The sequence below is a fragment of the Pseudomonas sp. JZ134 genome, assembly GCF_051027695.1.
GTDB classification, from domain to species: domain Bacteria; phylum Pseudomonadota; class Gammaproteobacteria; order Pseudomonadales; family Pseudomonadaceae; genus Chryseomonas; species Chryseomonas luteola.
The window spans coordinates 1898748-1919847 of the sequence record NZ_CP069250.1 but is presented as its reverse complement, the minus strand read 5'-3'; the positions used below and the strand labels follow the sequence as shown (position 1 = coordinate 1919847).

General features: G+C 51.5%; 22 protein-coding genes. 12 read left to right on the top strand and 10 right to left on the bottom strand.

The genetic code is table 11. The annotated features are described in order from the left end of the window. Positions 1-50: 50 nt before the first annotated feature. Positions 51-545, bottom strand: coding sequence for a pilus assembly FimT family protein (locus JQR86_RS09050; protein ID WP_407361856.1), 495 nt, complete (start codon positions 543-545; stop codon positions 51-53). Continuing rightward, entirely contained in the window at positions 539-973 is a 435-nt protein-coding gene (locus JQR86_RS09045) for a type IV pilin protein (protein WP_286786719.1), read from the bottom strand. The genes JQR86_RS09050 and JQR86_RS09045 overlap by 7 nt, the downstream gene beginning before the upstream one ends. A gap of 606 nt (positions 974-1579) precedes the next feature. Here JQR86_RS09045 and JQR86_RS09040 point away from each other — a divergent pair. The 4 genes from JQR86_RS09040 to JQR86_RS09025 all read left to right on the top strand — a co-directional run bounded on the left by JQR86_RS09040 (position 1580) and on the right by JQR86_RS09025 (position 6524). Continuing rightward, positions 1580-2770 carry an MFS transporter gene (locus JQR86_RS09040; RefSeq protein ID WP_404628072.1) on the top strand — a complete coding sequence of 397 codons (1191 nt, stop codon included), beginning with the start codon at positions 1580-1582 and terminating at the stop codon, positions 2768-2770. 21 nt (positions 2771-2791) lie between these two features. After that, positions 2792-4003 carry an MFS transporter gene (locus tag JQR86_RS09035; RefSeq protein WP_404628071.1) on the top strand — a complete coding sequence of 404 codons (1212 nt, stop codon included), beginning with the start codon at positions 2792-2794 and terminating at the stop codon, positions 4001-4003. A gap of 1227 nt (positions 4004-5230) precedes the next feature. Then, entirely contained in the window at positions 5231-5710 is a 480-nt protein-coding gene (ssb, locus tag JQR86_RS09030) for a single-stranded DNA-binding protein (RefSeq protein WP_434154722.1), read from the top strand. 589 nt (positions 5711-6299) lie between these two features. Next, positions 6300-6524, top strand: coding sequence for a hypothetical protein (locus JQR86_RS09025; RefSeq protein ID WP_074826650.1), 225 nt, complete (start codon positions 6300-6302; stop codon positions 6522-6524). Between the two features lie 61 nt (positions 6525-6585). Here the strand turns inward: JQR86_RS09025 and JQR86_RS09020 are convergent, their stop codons facing one another. The 3 genes from JQR86_RS09020 to JQR86_RS09010 all read right to left on the bottom strand — a co-directional run bounded on the left by JQR86_RS09020 (position 6586) and on the right by JQR86_RS09010 (position 8609). Next, positions 6586-6930, bottom strand: a complete 345-nt coding sequence (locus JQR86_RS09020; RefSeq protein WP_019365581.1) for a hypothetical protein — start codon at positions 6928-6930, stop codon at positions 6586-6588. Positions 6931-7072: 142 nt separating this feature from the next. Then, positions 7073-7267: a hypothetical protein gene (locus tag JQR86_RS09015; protein WP_037030278.1), complete on the bottom strand. Its 195-nt coding sequence runs from the start codon at positions 7265-7267 to the stop codon at positions 7073-7075. A gap of 488 nt (positions 7268-7755) precedes the next feature. Further along, positions 7756-8609 (bottom strand): IS5 family transposase gene (locus tag JQR86_RS09010; RefSeq protein WP_407361859.1). Its coding sequence is split into 2 segments (ribosomal slippage): positions 7756-8261 and positions 8261-8609, totalling 855 coding nucleotides; the frame shifts between segments, so codons are not numbered across the junction. Between JQR86_RS09010 and JQR86_RS09005 the strand changes: the two genes are divergently transcribed. Both JQR86_RS09005 and JQR86_RS09000 read left to right on the top strand, forming a co-directional pair. Next, entirely contained in the window at positions 8608-9363 is a 756-nt protein-coding gene (locus JQR86_RS09005; protein ID WP_434154720.1) for a tripartite tricarboxylate transporter substrate-binding protein, read from the top strand. The two genes, JQR86_RS09010 and JQR86_RS09005, sit on opposite strands and share 2 nt — an antisense overlap. Beyond that, complete coding sequence (locus JQR86_RS09000) at positions 9354-9536, top strand: hypothetical protein (RefSeq protein WP_407361861.1); 183 nt, start codon at positions 9354-9356, stop codon at positions 9534-9536. The genes JQR86_RS09005 and JQR86_RS09000 overlap by 10 nt, the downstream gene beginning before the upstream one ends. Before the next feature lie 311 nt (positions 9537-9847). Here JQR86_RS09000 and JQR86_RS08995 read toward each other — a convergent pair whose 3' ends face one another. Further along, positions 9848-9997, bottom strand: a complete 150-nt coding sequence (locus tag JQR86_RS08995; protein WP_167517231.1) for a hypothetical protein — start codon at positions 9995-9997, stop codon at positions 9848-9850. A 173-nt stretch (positions 9998-10170) separates the two neighbouring features. Continuing rightward, a complete protein-coding gene (locus JQR86_RS08990; RefSeq protein ID WP_019365576.1) occupies positions 10171-10410 on the bottom strand; it encodes a hypothetical protein in 240 nt (79 codons plus the stop codon). A gap of 565 nt (positions 10411-10975) precedes the next feature. Here JQR86_RS08990 and JQR86_RS08985 point away from each other — a divergent pair. Continuing rightward, a complete protein-coding gene (locus JQR86_RS08985; RefSeq protein WP_312508179.1) occupies positions 10976-12565 on the top strand; it encodes an ABC-F family ATPase in 1590 nt (529 codons plus the stop codon). Positions 12566-13111: 546 nt separating this feature from the next. After that, positions 13112-14602 (top strand): malate dehydrogenase (quinone), encoded by a 1491-nt coding sequence (gene mqo / locus JQR86_RS08980; protein WP_019365574.1) that lies wholly within the window; start codon positions 13112-13114, stop codon positions 14600-14602. A gap of 163 nt (positions 14603-14765) precedes the next feature. Here mqo and JQR86_RS08975 read toward each other — a convergent pair whose 3' ends face one another. Beyond that, positions 14766-15596 carry an undecaprenyl-diphosphate phosphatase gene (locus tag JQR86_RS08975; RefSeq protein ID WP_010798420.1) on the bottom strand — a complete coding sequence of 277 codons (831 nt, stop codon included), beginning with the start codon at positions 15594-15596 and terminating at the stop codon, positions 14766-14768. Between the two features lie 194 nt (positions 15597-15790). On the opposite strand from JQR86_RS08975, the gene pnuC reads away from it, so the two are divergent. The 4 genes from pnuC (at position 15791) to folE (ending at position 18120) form a co-directional block, all read left to right on the top strand. Then, positions 15791-16351: a nicotinamide riboside transporter PnuC gene (gene pnuC, locus JQR86_RS08970; protein WP_434154716.1), complete on the top strand. Its 561-nt coding sequence runs from the start codon at positions 15791-15793 to the stop codon at positions 16349-16351. Beyond that, positions 16348-16872 carry an AAA family ATPase gene (locus tag JQR86_RS08965; RefSeq protein WP_434154715.1) on the top strand — a complete coding sequence of 175 codons (525 nt, stop codon included), beginning with the start codon at positions 16348-16350 and terminating at the stop codon, positions 16870-16872. Before pnuC ends, JQR86_RS08965 begins: the two co-directional genes overlap by 4 nt. A gap of 49 nt (positions 16873-16921) precedes the next feature. Next, complete coding sequence (locus JQR86_RS08960) at positions 16922-17479, top strand: Smr/MutS family protein (protein ID WP_010798423.1); 558 nt, start codon at positions 16922-16924, stop codon at positions 17477-17479. Positions 17480-17571: 92 nt separating this feature from the next. Then, entirely contained in the window at positions 17572-18120 is a 549-nt protein-coding gene (folE, locus tag JQR86_RS08955; RefSeq protein WP_010798424.1) for a GTP cyclohydrolase I FolE, read from the top strand. A gap of 44 nt (positions 18121-18164) precedes the next feature. Here folE and JQR86_RS08950 read toward each other — a convergent pair whose 3' ends face one another. Together JQR86_RS08950 and JQR86_RS08945 are read right to left on the bottom strand one after the other, a co-directional pair. Continuing rightward, positions 18165-19967, bottom strand: a complete 1803-nt coding sequence (locus tag JQR86_RS08950) for an ABC transporter ATP-binding protein (RefSeq protein ID WP_407361863.1) — start codon at positions 19965-19967, stop codon at positions 18165-18167. Next, a complete protein-coding gene (locus JQR86_RS08945; RefSeq protein WP_434154712.1) occupies positions 19964-21100 on the bottom strand; it encodes a family 1 glycosylhydrolase in 1137 nt (378 codons plus the stop codon). The genes JQR86_RS08950 and JQR86_RS08945 overlap by 4 nt, the downstream gene beginning before the upstream one ends.

The following is a 21100-nucleotide window of genomic DNA, read 5'->3' as shown; positions in this document are numbered from 1 at the left end:
CACCCACCAGAGCCTCGATCAGCGTATCGCCGCGCTGGCAAGACCTGCCATTAAATGATGGTGATCGGAAGCGCATCTTCTCGACCCGCCTTCACTGCCAGATCCACCGTGGCGCAATCAAGTCCCGACGGGCTACTTTGGAAAGGTAGCGCTCGGTTATCCAATGCGACGCACCGAAAGGTTTTGTTGTCGGACTCGATGGTAACTTGTTTGGGTAGCGCACTGCTCCATACAACCTGGGCATTACCCACCTGCCCGCAGTTAAAGGCGCTTTGCCCGGCAACTGGCTGGGCCAGCACCAAGGAAGTGTCGTTCAAACAGAGCAAGGCAGCAGGTTTATCCGCTCCGACGACGCCCGCCGGGTTCCTCAATGCCATCGCCTTGGCCCGCGCAATTCCCTGTTGAAGAACACTGGCAGCATCACGCTGATGAGCACTGTTCAACCATCCCTGAGTCAAGGGAACGCCTGCCATCAAAAGAATACTCATCACAGCCAACGTGACCATCAGTTCGATCAGGGTGAAACCCTTGGCCTGTTTTACCATGATGTCACTCCTGGGCACCCGGTCGCGGTACGTTCGTTCTTGCTTGTCAATGTAAGTGTACAGGTGCTCAACTTGGCACTCTTGCCACGGGCAGATAGCGTATAGGCCGTATCGGTGACTTGAGTGATCATGTATTCGAAATCCGCACCCTGAGCAGGCTGCCATTTGCCATTGAACAGCGCCTGTGTGGCAGCTGTGGTCGTTGTAACCGGCGCAGAGGAATATTTCAGGGTACGCTGCCGCACGTTCTCCATATTAAGTCCAAGCGCCACAAGGTCGCCCTGCGCTGTCTTGATCTGGCTGCGGGTGACATACGAGCTGTAGGACGGAACCGCGATAGCCGCCAGGATGCCGACTATGGCGACCACAATCAGAATTTCGATAAGTGTAAAACCGCCGCTGCGGCGAGTATCGATATGCTTATGCATGTGTTTGAACCTACGTCTCTTTAACGTCCATGCACGATAATTCCGAACAGTGTTCGGACTTTCCCTGAACCATTGATCGTTATACAGCCAACTACCAATACCTATTCAAATGCTGTGCCAGCTAAGCAAACTGTTGTTCTGCTTCAGGCTGGACACAGCATCAATAAAGGGCCAGAGCACCTTCAAACTTTATGCATATACGATAAGAGAAGCTGGTAAAGCGCCATGATGCAAGTCGTTGATGACAATATTCTGGCGCAAAGCTAGCGAAGCGGAAGACGCTGCCAGAAAACAGTCTAGCCAGAAGGACCCTTTCCTCAATCAAATACTTACTTCCAGCTTTAACTTTATTCATTAAGTAGCTGATTAATATATATAAATTAAATAATCCTGGAAATTACTTTAACTTTTTAATCTGTGTTCTGAAATGAGGTATAGCTTGCTAGGCCTCTCATCTGATAACGCTTTAATACGGCAAATACCTCATGCAGTGGCTTACGTAACGAAACCCTGCTCAGCAGCGTCTACACGGTAATATCGCTTTATTGGATGCTTAGCTAATGATCCAATAAACAGTTCACACATTCAGGAACGCTTTTGTTGTCCATGTCGAACACCGAGTCCCAATCACAGCGACCTTTTGCAATTACGCTTGTAGTCGTTTCAACTGTCCTCTTTACTTTCCTTGCTTATCTGACCATCGGGATTCCACTTGCGGTCCTGCCCAAATATGTGCACGACCAGCTGGGGTTCAACTCGGTCGTCGCCGGACTCGTCATTAGCAGTCAATATCTCGCTACGCTTCTCTCACGATCCCATGCTGGTAAAGTCATCGATACCATAGGCGCCAAGCAAGCCGTCATTTATGGCATGGCTGGATGTGGCGTAAGTGGAATACTCATGTTGGCATCTACGCTTTTGCAGAACGCACCCTCAATCAGCTTAGGGTGTTTGCTGGCAGGACGCCTTATCCTGGGCTGCTCGGAAAGTCTTGTAGGCACGGGAGCCATCAGTTGGGCGATTGGTCGTACCGGGGCGGCGCATACGGCCAAGGTGATTTCCTGGAATGGCATCGCCAGCTATGGGGCCTTGGCCGTTGGCGCACCCTTGGGCGTCATGCTGGTCAATGGTCTGGGCCTATGGAGCATGGGTGTCAGCATTCTTTTGCTTGCCCTGCTAGGCTTCTACCTAGCCAGACCTAAACCTGCCATTGCAATTGTGCCTGGTAAACGCATGCCCTTTCTCAATGTGCTGGGGCGGGTTGCTCCGTATGGCATGGGCCTTGCCCTAGGCGGAATCGGGTTTGGAACCATCGCAACCTTCATCACACTCTTCTACAGCAGCCGTCATTGGGACAACGCAGCCTTTTGCCTAAGCGTATTCGGCTTTTTCTTCATCTGTGCACGCCTCTTGTTTGCCAATGCCATCAATCGACTAGGCGGATTTCGGGTAGCGATTGTCTGCCTGACCGTTGAGACGTTCGGATTACTGATGCTCTGGCAGGCCTCGACACCCTTCCTTGCGCTTGCAGGCGCAGCCCTGACCGGATTTGGCTTTTCCCTGGTATTTCCTGCACTGGGTGTCGAGGCCGTCCGGCTGGTGCCAGCCGCGAACCGAGGCTCGGCGCTGGGCGCCTACTCAGTTTTCATTGATCTCTCATTAGGTATCACGGGTCCATTGATTGGGGCCATTGCAGCGAACTTTGGCTATCCCATTATGTTCCTAAGCGCAGCCCTGGCGTCGTTAATGGGCTTGGCATTGAGTATCACGCTGCTAAAACGGAATCCTAACGTCTGAGCCGGGAGGCCTTACCTACTGATGAACGCTTCAGAATCCGTTGCCATTACCTTGCGTATCGCCTCAATCGTCGTTTTTAGCTTTTTGACGTTTCTGGCCATTGGTCTACCGCTTGCCATCCTGCCCGGATATGTCCATGACACCCTGGGCTTTGGATCGGTCATGGCAGGCCTGACCATCAGCATCCAATACATCGCCACCCTGTTTACACGCCCGATTGCAGGCAAGATTGCTGATAGCATCGGCCCTAAGAAAGGCGTAATCGCAGGACTGTTTGGCTGCGGCATCTGTGGCATCCTGACTTTCATCTCAACTCTGCTACAGGACTTTCAGGTTGCAAGCCTGGTGCTGCTTATCATAGGACGAATCTTTCTAGGATGTGCCCAGGCATTGATTGGTACAGGCTCGCTGAGCTGGGGCATGGGCAGTGTTGGGATGCAGCACGTCAGCAAGGTGATTTCCTGGAACGGGATCGCAGCCTACGGCGCCTTGGCCATTGGTGCTCCGCTAGGCGTTGCCATGGTAAGCAGCCTGGGACTCTGGAGCCTGGGTGTAAGCATTGTTTTACTGGCCGCCATCGGCTTGGCCCTGGCCTGGAATAAAGAGCCAGCTCCTGTCATTCCTGGCGAGCGCCTCCCCTTTCTTCGCGTCTTCTGGCGCATCAGTCCTTATGGATTGGGTCTACTGTTAAGCTCGATTGGCTTTGGCACCATCGCGACGTTCATTACGCTGTACTACGGCAGCCATGGCTGGCCTAACGCTGCCTATAGCCTGACCGCATTTGGTGCTGCGTTCATTTGCGCCCGTCTTTTATTTGCAGGAACAGTCAACCGCTTCGGCGGCTACCCCGTCGCCATTGCCTGCTTTATCGTGGAAACACTAGGTCTGCTGCTTCTGTGGCTAGCCGTTTCACCCGGCATGGCCATGGCAGGAGCCGCGTTAGCAGGCTTTGGCCTCTCGCTTGTTTATCCCGCCCTGGGTGTAGAGGCCATTGTAAAGGTCCCCGCCACTAACAGAAGCGCTGCGCTAGGTGCCTACTCACTGTGCCTAGACATGTCGCTCGGAATTACCGGCCCCGTAGCCGGCAGCATTGCCAATGCGTTTGGCTTCAACTCCATCTATCTCTTTGCTGCAATAATGTCTCTAGCCGGACTTCTGCTGTGCCTTTATCTTTTCAAACAGGCGCAGCGCGCTATGGAAACACCTAACGCCAGGCAGGATCGGCCAAGCTAGGCTTACAGATGAAAGTATCCAGCTGATACGTATGTCAGCTGGATACTTTCGTTCAGCACACACTAACAACCTATGGCGTAAAAGCTTCGGGCCAAGTTAGCAAGATATTATTAATAATGCCTCGCATTACACATCAAGCACTTACTGTAGAACCCGTGCTCATCATCGTGATGGCTTAACAAGCCTTCACAATGAATACACCCTCCATGCAGCCTTCCTTTTTTCCAGCGCAGCAGTTTTTGGAGGCGTGTTAACAGCCACGACAGACCTATCGACAAACTTACCAACCACATCATCAAGCTAATCAGCTTGGCAGTAATCGCTAGATCCAAAAGCACTAGCGCTTCAACGTTACCCGCCCAAACGAAAAGAACGATCGAAACAGCCTGGCCTACCAACAGCACCAATACAGGCATGGCAAAAAGTCTAAAACCCATAGAGCCCAACACGAATAAAAGACAATTAATGACTCCTTTGAAGATGCCTGGCCATACAAACAACCGGGACAATCTTATCGGGTAAGCCGAAACGTTGACTCAATGTCAATTTAACGGCCACCTATCCCAAAGCTGAAATGAATATCAGACTCAAAGCATTCAACGCTACGTCGATCCAGGAGAGCCCATTATACAATCACCAGACGCTATCAAATGGCCACTAGTCTAAAAGCTTTGCCGCTGGTGCCATAAGGAGCCAACAGAGCATGGCTCCCATATCCAAGTGATTAATAACAACCCCTTCCGCACTTAAGCCATTAATAAAGCTTACGCCTAGGCTGCTTGTTTTGAAAAAGCCCCTACATCAGGCACCCGCTTAATGCCCATGTTTTTTAGAAATGGAATTTTCTATATAAATTCATATCAGGGCTTCGTAATTTCATTAATGACCTGAAAAACGCCAGCTTATATTTCTTACTCTACGATCCAAACACTTGAAAAAGCGACAAGCGGTCCATACAACCCAAACAATTGATATTGTTTTTAACCCTCTCGACCCCATATCTGTAAAGCACGACTTAGAACTTCGGAAATTTATAACTAGCGCGTAAGTTAATTATAAAGCACGCTTCTGACCGTTTTGATGTCAGCTTACTGAGCAACTCTCAACTTCAGTTTTCAGGAATGATTGAACGTATCGATGGGCAAACTAAAATAGTCGGCTTATACGTATGGACATCAGTAATGTATACAAAAGACCGCAGCCCTAGTGCTGACTGTGAGGTTTCGAATGGCTAGAGGTATCAACAAGGTTATTCTCATTGGTAATGTAGGTGCCGATCCCGAAATCCGCTATACGTCCAATGGTAACCCCATCACCAATATCACCCTTGCAACCAGTGAAAGTTGGAAGGACAAGCAGAGTGGTCAGTTGCAAGAACGAACCGAGTGGCATCGGGTCGTTTTTTTTGGCCGGCTGGCCGAGATAGCCGCCGAATACCTTCGCAAAGGGTCACAGGTTTACGTAGAGGGTACGTTACGCACACGAAAGTGGCAGGGCCAAGACGGGCAAGACCGCTACACGACTGAAGTTATCGTCGACATAAGCGGTACCATGCAACTGCTTGGCGGCCGAGGGGATAACGAACCATCGAGTAACCAACAATCCGGCAAACAACCCTCTGGGCAAGCCCGTAGGCCTACACAGCCGCAGCCCTCAACCCAGCCGGCTCCAGACTACGACAGCTTCGATGATGATATTCCCTTCTAAAGGCGCTTAGGCGCCTTTTCTTCTGCCATGTGATGGCTGGCTCTCAGTTCTTCAGGGCATACGCACATCGCTTCTCAGGCGGTGAATGATGTGCCATTCACCTTTTGAGCTAATTTTTTTCGCCCGCTGTGCAGCGCTTTTAAATTTTTATGGTCATAGCTGGCAGATCAGCTTCATCACTTCGTTTTGTCGCCCAGCTGACTCACGCTTCCGCTCTATCTCTACTCAGCAAGGAATGCTTTATGACCCGCATACAACTTCGCCGTCGACTCATCTGGACAAGTTTTGCTTACGCACTGCTTTTTTATGCAGGGGTTATTTCTGTATTAGGCTTGGCTGATTTTGTATCCAGTTAGTGATAGTTAAGAGTTAACATTAGTCACACCTAGAGCCCCTTCTTCTTTCGTGCAATCCATTAGGCAAAGCCCTTATGAGAAGTTAGCTACGCAACTAACTTAAGCTGTTCCACATATTTTTAAAAGACGCTGTTAATTGTCAAACAAGCACTAGCCAACTTCAAACGTTAAGAGTAAAAAGAGAGCGGCGCCAAAATGCCATCATCCTTAGCGTATTCATGGAGCGAAACGTTATGAACGAGTCGTCAAAAGTAGAGACCGGTAATTTGCTGAGCTGGCTATTTCTTGCCGCTTTCAGTATGACAGTATGGTGGGCGTATGATGGAGACTCCTGTCTTGAGCAGTGTAGGCCATCGGCTGACATGTCATTAGCGGCCAATGTCAACGACCAGCGCAGTGTTGACATGAGCCTGACGGCGAAAACAGATTTCGATGTTTCTCATCGTCGTTATCGCTGACCGTAAAACAAAGCTCCACTGCATGTGGAGTTTTGTTTTTAAAAGGCTTAATGATCGCTATTTACAAGCAGCCTGATACGGTGCTTCTGATTCCAGCAAAAGGAAAGGGATTATTCGCCTTGCCGTCTCGCAGGACGACTTTAGTCCCATGCGAAGTCTTGTCAGCAATAACCAGTGCCGGAGCTGGCGAGGCCAACCCTTGAGGAACCAAGGCCTTGATACTACTTCCCTTCCTCTCAATAATAACTTTTGACTGATTGACAGACAGGTCTGTCATCAGGCACTCCATAAAGGCATCTGGATCTTTATTTGATCTTCCCGCTAGAGAAGGCTGTACCTTTTCAATATCGCCAACCCCAGCGCAACCTGTTAAAGCAAGGCTGATAACTACTACTAAACGCTTCATGCCTACCCCGGCTAAACCGCTCCATTGATTAAATACGAATCCAGAACCTCTGGAGCCATCTCGATCAATTAACGTCAAGAAAGATGTTCGAATGAAAGCTGCATCAACAGTATTGGTGCGGCTGCGTCAGATTGGCTAAGTGTCACGGTAGTTCTTCAGGATCTTTGTCAGGCATCAGTCGATGCCAATCAACACCCAACCCTAGACACAACGGGACCAGCATCCACAGCCAGTAACTGTGCCTGAATCCAAAGAAAATACAGCCAAACGCCAATAGAAACGCCCACCCCTCTATCTGGAGATTGCGCTTCAGGTTGATCCATTTTCCCATATACACTCAGCCGCTCCAGACTATGCCGTACAGAGCGAACTACAACGTTAAACCTGTAAGGATACTCAAGATTTGAGTGATCGAAAACACAACCCGACACTCAGTACCGATTTCAAGATCGCCGGTTATCGATCAGGATAGCGCGCGTTTCTTTCGATACTTTCTGTTTTACACCAAATAAAGTACTGCTTAACCGACTATTGCGGCAGAATTGTCGATGTGCAGGACAGGCTTTGTATATCCCACCATCAAAGTTACGCATCGGCGCCTCATAAATACAAATAATTCTTATTTATAATACAGACTAAATGCATAATTACGTCTGAAAGTAATTTGAGAGTATTTTAACGCGCTACCAATTAGCGTATTCAATAGCTCGAACTACCCTGAAATACCAGCAGCCCTAGCGCTTGCCTCTGAGTATTCATCAGTCAGTACAAGAGCCACGTCATCATCAGTCGAAGACATTTTTTGTATGGATCTGGGTCGCCCTTCTAGGGTTTGTCTGAAAGGTCGGCACGCATGCATCGCTCGATATAGGCCAGCGTTACCATGGCCTTGAAGCTGCTAGCCAGCTTGTCAAAGCGAGTACAGAGCCGACGCTTTCCCTTTAACCAACCGAATAGCCGTTCGATCACGTTACGCTGTTGATACTTGGGCCTATCAAACAGGCGGGGCAGACCTGGCCGGGGCTTGCGGTGCATCGTGCGCTGGGCAATCACCGGCTGCATACCGAAGCGGTCGCAATAGCGACGCAACCCTTCACTATCGTAGCCCTTGTCCGCGATCACTGTCTGGCAACGCTTGCGTGGTCTGCCCTGAGAGCCAGGAAGACGCACCTGATCCAGTAATGGAATAAAATTGCGCGAATCGGCCTGCTGACCAGGCGAGAGGGTAAAGCTCAGCGGATAACCATTGGCATCGCAAAGCAGGTGAATCTTGGTACCTAACCCACCCCGGCTGCGTCCCAGGCAATGATCTACAGGTTCGTCCGGGCCCCTTTCTTTCCGCCTCCTGCCGCGGCACGGGTAGCTCGAATGGTCGTAGGGTCCACCATCCAGGTATCCAGATCGATAAAGCTATCCTGGCAGAGCCGCAGATGCAGACGAGTCAATACGCGCTCAAACGTTCCGTCGTCCCGCCATTGGCGAAAACGCTGATAGACCGTTTTCCAAGGGCCGTAGCGTTCGGGTAGATCACGCCATTTGGCGCCGGAGCAAAGGATCCAGAAGATACCATTGAGCATCTGTCGATCATCCCGGCGAGGACGGTCCATGGTCTGGGGAGGAGAAACGATGTCTTCAATCAATGCCCAGCGCTGACTCGAAAGCTCGTAGCGACCTGTCATGTCTGCCTCCGCTTGCCACAACGGCATTAGGCTAACAAACGCGACTTTTCAGACAAACCCTAGGTGCTTCATTAACTTCGTTGGAAGTCCAGAAGTCCAGCAATGTAAAACTGGTCAGCCAAAAGAAGCATTCAGCACCGAAATGGCTGAGCGCTTATTGCCTGTTTTCTCCAAACAAGCTCCATTTGAGTACCGTTTGCAGATCATCAGTGAACAGAACACACGCTTGGCTAGTCGCACAGCCAAGCAGGCAACACCAGACGGCACAACTATTCTCCAAGCCGTTTCAGCGTCGATGAGCCTACTTCCCAATGTTTATGACTCGATCGAATATGATCCGATCAACGACTTTACGCCCTTAGCCTTGTTAGGGGACTACACCTATGTTCTTGCTGTAGGGCCAGCAGTTCCACAGTCTATCCAGACCGTGGATGCCTATGTCGATTGGGTTAGCAAAAACCCACACTTCCGAGATGTAGGTATAACCCTGTATGGGTCTCAAAGTCATGTGGCAGGCTTGATATTGGCTCGCGAAAAAGAAATTGCTCTGCGCATGCAAACATACAGTCACACCACAGCCATTATTGACGACCTGCTCGACGGAGGGTTGGCCGCCACGATATTTGTATGCGGGCAGGTTAACGCCCGTAGAGCAGAAGGAAAGATACGGGCTCTTACTGTACCAGCAAAGATTGCCTTCATAACTGGCCGGCCGTCAAAACCTTCATTGAGCAAGGTGTACCGATGGATATAAATGGCTGGGTTGGATGGTTTGTGCCAGCTAATACACCAGACCCAACGATTTCCGACCTATTTAATGAAGTAACCCGTATGCAGCAGACCCAGGACTATCAGGAATTGCAAAAGCGTTATCTGCTTACTCAGGTTTCTCTTTCACCCGAGCAAATTCAAACAACGCATCACTGATGAAAATGGTTATTCCTGTAAGCTCATAACAGAATTAGGTATAAGCAAGCTGAGCAATAGCGCCTAAGCGTCACAACGGATAGATTCTGAATCTTGACCAGCACCGCTTCGGCAGCCTATCTGAGGGCCTATCTGCACAATCAGCAGACACATAAGTTCAGACAACGTGAAGACCAGCTTGATACGGAAGCGAAACCCGACTCATCGGCCGGGTTTCAACAAGCTGAATCAGCACTTATGAATACTCTCCTCAAAAGCAGGCCATAGCACTGCGTGCTTCGTACCAGTGTATAAGGAGCTGCTTTCAAACATTATTTCTCTTGTGACGGAATAAACTCAGCGACTGCCTGATCCGCCGCCCGAGCCGGATGAAGATCCGCCCGCCCCGCCAGTGCCGCCCATACCGCTGCCCGCACCTCCAGGTCCACCTGCCGCACCACCTTGCTCCTGCGGACTGACATCTCCGCCCCCTTGATCTTTGCCCCACGGTACACAGCCAGTCGCCAACAATGCCCCGAATAAGATACTCGTCACCCATGCTGCTCGTTTCATTTTGGATCCTCTTGTCTGGACTAAGTGGGACCCTCAACATGGCCAATAAGTGCAAGACGAGAGGCTTTACGGCGTTTCTTTCCTAGGAGTCATTCTGGTGCTTGTCCTGGGCACTATCCATAAGCGTCAGAAGAGCTTCGCTAATGAAATCAGCATTTGCTGCAAGCTCTTCAAGATGCTCCATGGCACGACCTGACACATCGGTTGACCCGCGCTGATCAATCCAAATTGCAAGCTCCTCAACCGCTGCGCCGAGCGCTAATTGGTTCCGGTTCAAACGGGACAGTAACGCCACCATGATTTGTTGATCACCGTAAAGCATACCGGGCAGCCTCCTGGGCCTGGGAATGAAACTACGCATCGCTTGAACGTTATACCTAACCTACTCATACGCCGATATGATCAAAAGATCATGAATAGTTAAAGCATGACAAGACAAGCTCATCACTAGGCTAGCAACCGCACAGATTAAGCAGCACTTACCTTTAAGGCATCGGAAGCTTGAGATCTACCCTACCTTTTGACTTAACGGTGTAACCGTTGGTTTATAGCCTCCTGAACCCGGGCTGTAGATTCAGAGTTCAAGTGTTACCATAGCTACTTAAAAGTGGTGCTTGCGACGTTAGGGATACGCAAGTGCCGCCAGGACAATACCCGACACATCTACGCGACATGCGCCTAATGGCAGGTATGAACCCAGCCTTTATAGCCAATCGACTTAGGCGCCGCGTGGAGGTGCTGTTTTCCGCCCATGCCAGATGACTTTACTCCTCATACGAGGAAGACTGGGCCTGAGAAGCTACTCATGCGAGCCGACATTGGCACAGACCTGGTATAGAAGACAGCATAGGGCCTTTTTGCACTTATAAGCCCCGCAGGATAATCACTTGATCTCCACCGCAAATATCACCATGCAGTTCGGGGCAAAGCCCCTGTTTGAAAATGTTTCAGTCAAATTCGGCAATAGCAACCGTTACGGTCTGATCGGCGCGAACGGTTGTGGCAAGTCGACCTTCATGAAGATTCTGGGTGGTGATCTGGAACCGTCAGCGGGTCAGGTCATGTTGGAGCCGAATACTCGTCTGGGTAAGCTGCGCCAAGATCAGTTCGCCTATGAGGAGTTTACCGTCATCGATACGGTCATCATGGGGCACACCGAGCTGTGGAGGGTTAAAGCCGAGCGTGATCGCATTTATGCACTTCCGGAAATGTCGGAAGACGACGGCATGGCGGTTGCCGAGCTTGAAGTTCAGTTTGCTGAAATGGATGGCTACACAGCCGAATCACGTGCAGGCGAACTACTGCTCGGGCTCGGTATTCCTCTTGAACAGCATTTTGGTCTCATGAGTGCCGTATCGCCAGGCTGGAAGCTTCGCGTGCTTCTCGCGCAGGCGCTGTTTTCAGATCCAGACGTGTTGCTGTTGGACGAACCCACCAACCACCTGGATATCAACACAATCCGTTGGCTCGAAGGTGTACTCACTGCGCGTAACAGCACCATGATCATCATTTCGCACGATCGCCACTTTCTTAACAGCGTCTGCACGCACATGGCCGATCTGGATTATGGTGAGCTGCGTCTGTTTCCTGGCAACTACGACGAATACATGACGGCCGCCACCCAGGCGCGTGAGCGTTTGCTGTCTGATAATGCAAAGAAAAAAGCACAGATTGCCGAGCTTCAGTCCTTTGTCAGCCGTTTCTCGGCTAACGCATCCAAAGCAAAGCAAGCTACAAGCCGAGCACGCCAGATCGACAAGATTCAGCTTGAAGAGGTAAAGCCTTCCAGCCGGGTAAGCCCCTTTATTCGCTTCGAACAGACTAAGAAACTGCATCGCCAGGCTGTAACGTTAGAGAACGTTGCCAAGGGCTATGACGGCAAGCTGCTTTTTGACCGCTTGAGTCTTCAGATTGAAGCCGGTGAGCGCGTAGCCATTATCGGACCGAACGGGATTGGTAAAACCACCCTTCTCCGCTGCCTTGTCGGCGAGTTGCCTGTCGATAAAGGTGAAGTCAAGTGGACAGATAGCGCGGAGGTTGGCTACTTCGCCCAGGATCATGCTGAGGATTTCGAAGACGATATCAACCTGTTCGACTGGATGGGCCAATGGACCCAGGGCGGAGAACAGCTGGTACGTGGAACGCTAGGTCGGATGCTATTCTCCAACGATGACATTCAGAAGTCTGTAAAAGTCATCTCGGGTGGCGAACAGGGTCGCATGCTGTTTGGCAAGCTTATCCTCAAAAAGCCTAACGTACTGGTAATGGACGAGCCGACAAACCACTTGGATATGGAGTCCATCGAAGCCTTGAACCTGGCGCTCGAAAACTATCCCGGCACACTGGTTTTTGTCAGCCACGACCGCGAATTTGTGTCCTCGCTCGCCACCCGTATTGTTGAGCTGACCGAAACAGGTATTACTGACTTCAGTGGTACCTACGATGATTACCTGCGTAGCCAAGGCGTAATTGTCTAGGCCAATGTAGCCTTTAGTATATAACGCTACAAAAAGCGGTGAGATTTATTAAAAGTCCACCGCTTTTGGGTTTTATCCTGAGCTCCGCGCTTGTATCATCCGCCATGCTTTTCCGATTCGCCCATGAAACGGATATTTCAAGCATGTTCCGGTATGTCCGGCTGTTGAAAAGAGAAAATGCCTTTTCCTATGTCGCTCACCTTATCGAGTCGTTGTGTACTCGATCCTTCCATCAGGCAGCCATGATGCCTGACCGCAGCGATATTCTTCGTTTCCTTAAGCATCGCCGCCCACTATCTTCAACAGAATTATCTGTCAGCATTGTTAGTCTGCTTACGATCTGGCTTAAGATTGTTTATAACGTATTTCCGTTTGTGTTTTATGCCTCAAGCCCCATATGGATAAGGTGTTGCTTTGCATCGCGTCACAGCCAGATGCGCCTGGCACGCGGGCTCGAGGTATCTGAACTAGGTAATGCAGGCTCAAGTCATAAAAGGCTTGGCTTTTATAATTCAAGAATGACCTTGTGCTTCAGGAGTACCATTAATGACCCAACGTGGTAGCGGAGAGTCGGATCTCGTTTTCGTGGGAGCCGGCATCATGAGTGCGACGCTTGCTGTCATGCTCAAGGAACTTGACCCCTCATTGAATGTGGAAGTTCTAGAGCTACTCAGTTCCGGCGCCGCCGAAAGTTCCAACCCTTGGAACAATGCCGGCACAGGTCACGCAGCACTTTGCGAGCTGAACTACACCCCGGAAGGCAAGGACGGTACGGTAAACATTACCAAGGCCATCGATATCAACATCATGTTCGAGACGTCCAAGCAGTTTTGGACCTACCTTGTCGAACAGGGCCATTTCGATTCGCCTAGAAGCTTTATCAATCCTGTTCCTCACCTAAGCTTTGTCCGCGGCGATAAGGATATTTCGTTCCTGCGCAAGCGCTTCGAAGCATTGTCGGCGAACCCCTTGTTTGCCGGGATGGAATACACTGAAGATCGTGCAAAGCTTGAAGAGTGGATGCCCCTGATGATGAAGGGACGCACCACGAATGAAAAGATCGCGGCGACACGCACCGAGAGCGGTACCGACGTGAACTTTGGCGCACTGACCACTAACCTGCTCCATCACCTGACCAAGCAGCCGGGCACCAAGATTACGTATAACCAGAAGGTTACCGATCTGCATCGCGAGCCTGACAATCGCTGGCGGCTGACCATCCAAGATACCCAGACTGGCGCAACTCGCACCTTACGGGCCCGGTTTGTTTTTCTTGGCGCAGGCGGCGGTGCTCTGCCACTCCTGCAAAAATCCGATATACCGGAAAGCCACGGTTATGGCGGTTTCCCGGTGAGCGGTCAATGGCTGCGCTGTGACAAGCCGGAAGTGGTCAGTCAGCATCAGGCCAAGGTGTATGGCAAGGCAAGCGTAGGCTCGCCCCCCATGTCCGTACCCCATCTGGATACGCGTGTCGTGGACGGCAAGAAATCTCTACTGTTTGGTCCATTTGCAGGCTTCACAACGAAATTCCTGAAGCAAGGCTCTTTTATGGACCTGCCTAAATCCATTCGAGCCAACAATCTGGGCCCCATGCTGGCTGTAGCACGGGATAACATGCCCTTGACCAAGTATCTGATCGGTCAGGTCATGCAGACGTTCGACCAGCGTATCGAGGAGCTTCGGGGCTTTTATCCAGAAGTGGACAAGAATGACTGGCGCCTTGAGATTGCAGGTCAACGCGTTCAGATCATCAAGAAAGATCCCAAGACGGGCGGCACTCTGCAGTTCGGAACGGAAATCGTGTCGGCACAGGACGGATCGATTGCAGCGCTACTGGGTGCCTCTCCAGGCGCGTCGACGTCAGTCTCGATCATGCTTTCGCTCATTCAGCGCTGCTTCCCTGAGCAATACAAGAGCGAGGCCTGGCAGGCACAGTTATTGAGGATGTTCCCAGCACTCAATGGTTCGCTGGATAAGGACCCTGAGCTGCTTCATCGCGTGCGTTCACATTGTAATGAAGTTCTGCAACTCCGATAATTATCGGTAAAAGAGGACGTGTTGAGCACGTCCTCTTAGAATAATTAGAATATCTAGCTAGCGTATATTCACTGGACAACCGTCCACCCCGCCCCGAATACCGCCTCAGTGACTGTCGAATGCCATGAGAAACTCTTCCATGGCATTCGATTCGCGACCTTACTCAAGCCACTGCAGACGTCCAATCCACCCAGCCAAACTTCCAGGTTGCCAGGATCAGCAGACCAAAGACGATCCGATACCAGGCGAACATCGCATAACTGTGGTTACCAATAAATTTCAGGAGACCACGCACGGCGATCATCGCGAAAATAAAGGACGTGATGAAACCGATAGCGAATACAGGTAGGTCACTGGGCTGAAAAAGATCCCTGTACTTGTAGCCTGAATAGACCGCGGCGCCGACCATGGTAGGCATGGCGAGAAAGAATGAAAACTCGGTTGCAGCTTTTCGAGAAAGGCCGATCAGCAAACCACCAATAATGGTAGACCCCGAACGGGAAGTACCTGGGATCATAGCCAAACATTGAATGCAGCCAATCTTGAGCGCATCGACCCAGGTCATGTCATCGACATGATCGATATTCGTGTTGTGTTGGCGCCGCTCCGCCCACAGCATGATCACGCCACCAATAACCAGTGCCATGGCTACCGTGATGGGATTGAACAGGTATTCATGGATCGCATCGGCAAAGGCAACGCCCAGAATGACGGCTGGAAAGAAGGCTACCATCAGATTTACGGTAAACCGTTGAGCCTCTCGTTGGCGGGGCAGGCCGACTACGACATCGATGATCTTGCGGCGAAACTCCCAAACGACAGCCAGAATCGCACCCAACTGAATAATGATGTTGAACGCCATGGCTCTATCGCCACCAAATCCCAACAGGTCGGCCACAATAATCTGGTGACCTGTACTTGAGATCGGCAGAAACTCGGTCAAGCCTTCTACGATGCCCAAAATTAGCGCCTGGATGGCACTCCATAGATCCATTCGTTTCTCCATATAGCTGCCGAGGTAGCAGCGCTAGCTTGCTTATTCAACTGGGGGAGTCAGGTCTACAACCGGAACGCCGTGAACAATACCAGAGGCCTTACTTTTCGTTGGCATACGTTCAATAAAACGAAGCGATACAACTGAAGGTAAGATACGGTCCCTGTCCGACATATTTTCCCAGGGTGCTTAGGGTGTCTTCTTTTGAAATAGTTGCAGCCGTTTTAGGCGTTATCGCGGTCTGGCTCACGGTTCGGCAAAATGTTTGGGCCTGGCCGGTCGGATTAGTCATGGTCGTGATGTATGCCTGGGTCTTTTATGATGTCAAACTGTACTCAGATATGCTGCTTCAGGGCGTTTATGCCGTTCTGCAGCTCTATGGCTGGTGGCAGTGGGTCAAGGGCGGACAAGATCATCAAGGACGACACGTCACTCGTCTTTCAAATGCAGCTCTGCTGGGTAATCTGCTGGTAGGTGCTCTCGGGACAATTGCCTTAGGTTATTTAATGAGCACCCATACCGACGCAAGCCAGCCCTGGCTGGATGCGGGGCTGACCAGCTTTAGCTTGGTTGCTCAGCTCTGGATGGCACAGAAGCGGGTCGAATGTTGGGTGCTTTGGTTCGTAGTCGATGTAATCTACGTTGCGCTCTTTATCTACAAGGCCCTCTACCTGACCGCCCTGCTCTATGTACTGTTTGTTGGTTTAGCCGCACGCGGCTGGTTTGTATGGCGACGTGAGGTAACAACCGTATGAAGGTGATCGTACTGACAGGCCCTGAGTCCACCGGCAAGTCATGGCTGGCCCAGACGCTCAAAGATAAACTGGACGGGGTGCTGGTGGGCGAGTATGTGCGGGAATATTTTGCCTCGCTAGGGCGCGACACCACCTACGAAGACATTACTCCTATCGCGCGTCGTCAGCTCGAACATGAAGACGCAGCACGCCAGCAGCGCCCCGCTCTTCTGATCCTAGATACTCATCTTTTAAGCAACATCTTGTGGAGCCGCTTTCTATTCGATGATTGCCCGGACTGGCTGGAAGCTGCATTGCTTGCGCGCCACTACGATCTTCATCTGCTGCTGGACCCGCGGGAAGTACCCTGGAGCAACGACGGACAACGCTGCCAGCCTGACATGCGAGACCGCCTGGCCTTTTATGAGGCTTGTAAAACGTGGCTGGATAACCATAAGCAAACCTATCGGTGCATCGGAGGCAACTGGGCGAATAGACAACGCCTGGCCTTGCAATATGTCACTGAGTTGCTGGAAGGTTAGCGTACCTGCATGTCTATCCAGTAAAATGATGAAATCATTTGGAGGCCCTATGCCAGACGACGATTTCTCATCATTCGCCAGTGAAATGCGAGGCGTTCGACGCTTGGTAGATGACCATGCAGACACCGGTAAACCGCGCACGGATCGTCAGCAGGTCGTCAAGCGTCGTGAAGCCGCCATACAGTCAACGGCAGCTATCAAGGTTGATGGGTTGTCTGATCAGTTCATCATCGACGTGGGGGCTGAAGACGAGCTTTACTGGGCACGTGATGGTGTTCAGGATAGTCAGATTCGTAAGCTCAAGGCCGGGCAGATTCCGTTTGACGGCAGCCTGGATTTGCATGGCATGACGGTAGAGAAAGCGCGCGCGACACTGTGGGACTTTATCGCTGAGGCAACGAAATTCGAAGTTCGCTGCGTTCGCATTACTCACGGGAAGGCAGCGCGCCTTGATGGACGACGTCCGCTCATCAAGAGTCATGTCAACACTTGGTTGCGTCAACATTCTCAGGTGCTGGGCTTTGTGTCTTGCCAACCGCGCCATGGCGGTACTGGCGCCGTCTATGTACTGCTTAAACGAACCATGCTGGAAGGTCGGGACGAATAACCTAGCTTTCCAGTCAGAATTGATTTTAATCGCCGCAGCCCCTACTCTCCTCATCCCGCATCGCTGCGGTGTCAATATCCATAGGAATTACCATGTCATTGGAACAACACTACTCCGCCATTCTTTCTCAGTTAGGCGAGGATGTTTCCCGGGAAGGCTTGCTGGATACGCCCAAACGTGCCGCCAAAGCCATGCAGTACCTGTGCAAAGGCTACAACCAGACGTTGGAAGAAGTGGTTGGAGATGCGCTGTTCACTTCAGACAATAGCGAGATGGTATTGGTCAAAAACATCGAGCTGTATTCCCTGTGCGAGCACCATATGCTGCCCTTTATCGGCAAAGCTCACGTAGCCTATATGCCAAGCGGCAAGGTGCTGGGCTTGTCCAAAGTTGCCCGCATCGTTGATATGTACGCGCGCCGCCTGCAGATTCAGGAAAACATGACCCGTGAAATTGCGGAGGCGATTCAGAAAGTCACCAACGCGGCGGGTGTAGCGGTAGTCATCGAGGCTCAACATATGTGCATGATGATGCGCGGCGTCGAGAAGCAAAACTCATCGATGGTTACTTCCGTCATGCTTGGCCAGTTCCGTAGCAACGATGCAACACGCGCCGAGTTCATGGGCCTTATTAACCGATAAGTCTGATGCTCGTGAAAAACCGGCCTGAATGGCCGGTTTTTTATTTAACCTGCATTGCGGTGTTGGGCCTGTACGTCATCAAGCCCCTTGGCCTGGATAGTCCATAACGACTCGAACAGTCCTCCACTTCGCTGCAGAACAGCCGGTGGGCCATCTTCAACAATACGCCCTTTGTCCATCACGATGACCCGATCGAACGATGCGACTGTAGACAACCGATGGGCTACTGCCAGAACGGTACGTCCACGAACCAGGTCCGTCAGCGCCATCTGAATTTCCTTTTCCGAATGCGTATCCAGCGCAGAGGTCGCCTCATCCAGAATCAGGATGGGGGAGCCCTTCAAAAACGCCCGCGCAATGCCCAAGCGCTGACGCTGCCCTCCTGACAAGCGAGCCCCTCGTTCGCCTACCAGTGTGTTGTACCCTTCGGGTAGCTGGCGTATGAAATGATCGCAATAGGCGTGGCAAGCTGCTTTATAGACCTCTTCATCCGTAGCATCAGGTTTTCCATAACGAATATTTTCACGGATGGAGCGATTGAAGAGAGCGATCTCCTGCGGCACCACTGCGATGGCTGCGCGCAAGCTGTCTTGGCTGACTTCATGAATAGGCTGACCATCGATAAGAATTCGACCGCTACTCACTTCATCCAGACGTTGAAGAAGGTTAATCAACGTAGACTTGCCTGCCCCGGAGGTGCCCACTAGGCCAACCTTTTGGCCTGAGGGAATGTGCAAGGACAAGTCATCAATGACTTTGGATCCGTCAGGATAGCTGAATGAAACATGCTCAAACGTGATGGAGCCTGACTTGGCATTGAGAGTAGCAGCGTTTTCCGTGTCCTGAATGCCATGGGGCTGGGCAATCACCTTGAGCGTATCGGCCACCGTTCCAAACTGCTGCGCGGCATCGACCAGTGCCAGCGCCAAGTCTCTGGAGCCATGCAGAATACGGAAGGTCAGTGCACTTACCACGACGACGTCACCAGGCGTAACAGTACCTTGTCGCCACAGGTAAATAGCCCAGAGCAGCATAGAGCCAGCCATCAAGGTCAGGCATATATCGTGTAGAACTCGCGCTTTTTCAACATACATCCAGCTACGACGCTGAGCACGTGCCTCAACACCCAGTTCCTGCGCCAAGCGATCACGCTCTCGAGCCTGAGCCGAAAAAGCCTTGATAGTCCAGACATTGGAAACCATGTCTACAACCTCTCCGCCTACACGCGACGCTTGCTCGGCAAAGGCCTGATGCTTATGGCGACCACGGATGCCAAAACCCGTAATGATGCAGCCAACGAGCAGCACAAAGCCTATCAACGCCAGCGCCATTTCCCAGCGAATGGACAGCATAACGACTACCGCCCCCAGGAAATCGGTACAGGGCGGAACGATACGCCACGTCAACGCGGAAAAAATATTCGCGACGGCTGTGCTGGTCTGATTGATTCGATTGCCCAATGCGCCAGAGAAATGCTCCTTGAAGTAACGCATTGGGTGGCCGGTCAGATACTCGAACAGATCGATTCGCAGATCTACGCCTGTCTTGACAATAGTCCGACAGCCAAGCCACCCACCTCCTCGCCACAGGATGTTTTCAAGAGCAATAAGTCCGATGAAAAAACCAAAGGGGAGCCAGACATTGGCTTCCATTCGGTTGTCACTGGCCATGGCATCCACAAGAAGCTTCATGGCGTACTGAACGGCAACGGCGCAGGTGGCGCCGCCAACCATTAGGAAAAACAACCCTCCAAACGCCAAACGGCGCCGACAGACATAGCGCCATAGAAACGCAATCGGACGAGAGGGGAACGGTCGCCCCGCTGGAGAGTTGGAAGTGTTGCTCATGAAGCCTGCCCTTCAGCCATCGCAGCGAATTGAGCCTGTTGACGCTCCAGCTCTTCTGCCAACGGAGAATAAATGGCTCGATGACCCTGAGGATCAGCATAACCATATAAACCGACTTCACATAGGCGCTCATCGTTCCATCCCGGATAGTCCAAGATGGGATACAGGCAAATGCCTTCGACAGGGATATCCTGAGTCATGGCGTTACGAACTTCTTCACATACGTATGCCAGCCATGAAGGCCTCGCCTCACCTTCCGCTCCTGTCTCTGCAATCATGAGCGGCCGCTGGTAGCGGGCATAGACCTCAGCCAACATTCCACGCAAGGGACGATACAGTGGATCATCCCGAAAAACGGTTTTACCGCCGTTAAACCATTGATTGTCGGAATAGAAGTTGAGCCCAACGATATCAAGATATTCAGCCTTCCCACCGAGCCCCGGCCAAGCTTTTCCACACAGCATGTCCCAGGCTTCGAACTGAGACTGCCGGTAGGCTTCGGCCGCCTCGCGGTCTGCTGCTCTACCAGAGACAGGAATCACATTGATGAGTGGGTCCGCCTGGACGAACCGAGCCTTGGGCGCAACACCACGAATGGCTTCGATGGCAGCAATCGAGGCTCGGATCAACTGATGCTTGAGTTCAGCTCCCCGCTTGACACCCCTGGGGTTGAACTGACCCGTATCACCACCACCCCATGCCCAAAAGGATATTTCATTGACTGGACAATAAAAGGGTACCTCTATGCCTTCGTCACGCATAAACGTGGCAACAGCCTTTGTGAATCGCTCAAAGCGTTCCACAAAGCCGGGATACCAAATATCGATGTCGTCAGGCCACCCATAGTGGCACAGGTCCCACACAATCTGGACACCCTCTTCCCGGGCGGCTTTGACCTGGGGAAGCAGGCTCGACCAGTCAAAAAAACCTGGCCGCGTCTCAATTAGATGCCAGCGCACACCATCACGAGCAGCCTGAATGCGATGGGTACGCAAGCGCGCAAAGTCGGCTTTTGCAAAGCGATCATGCCCCGTCGCCTGGATCAAATCCAGGCGACGGTTATCGAAACGGCGGTGAGTTGAGCACTCGAACCCACCCAGGAAAAAACTGTTAAAAGTCCCAGGTACATGCAT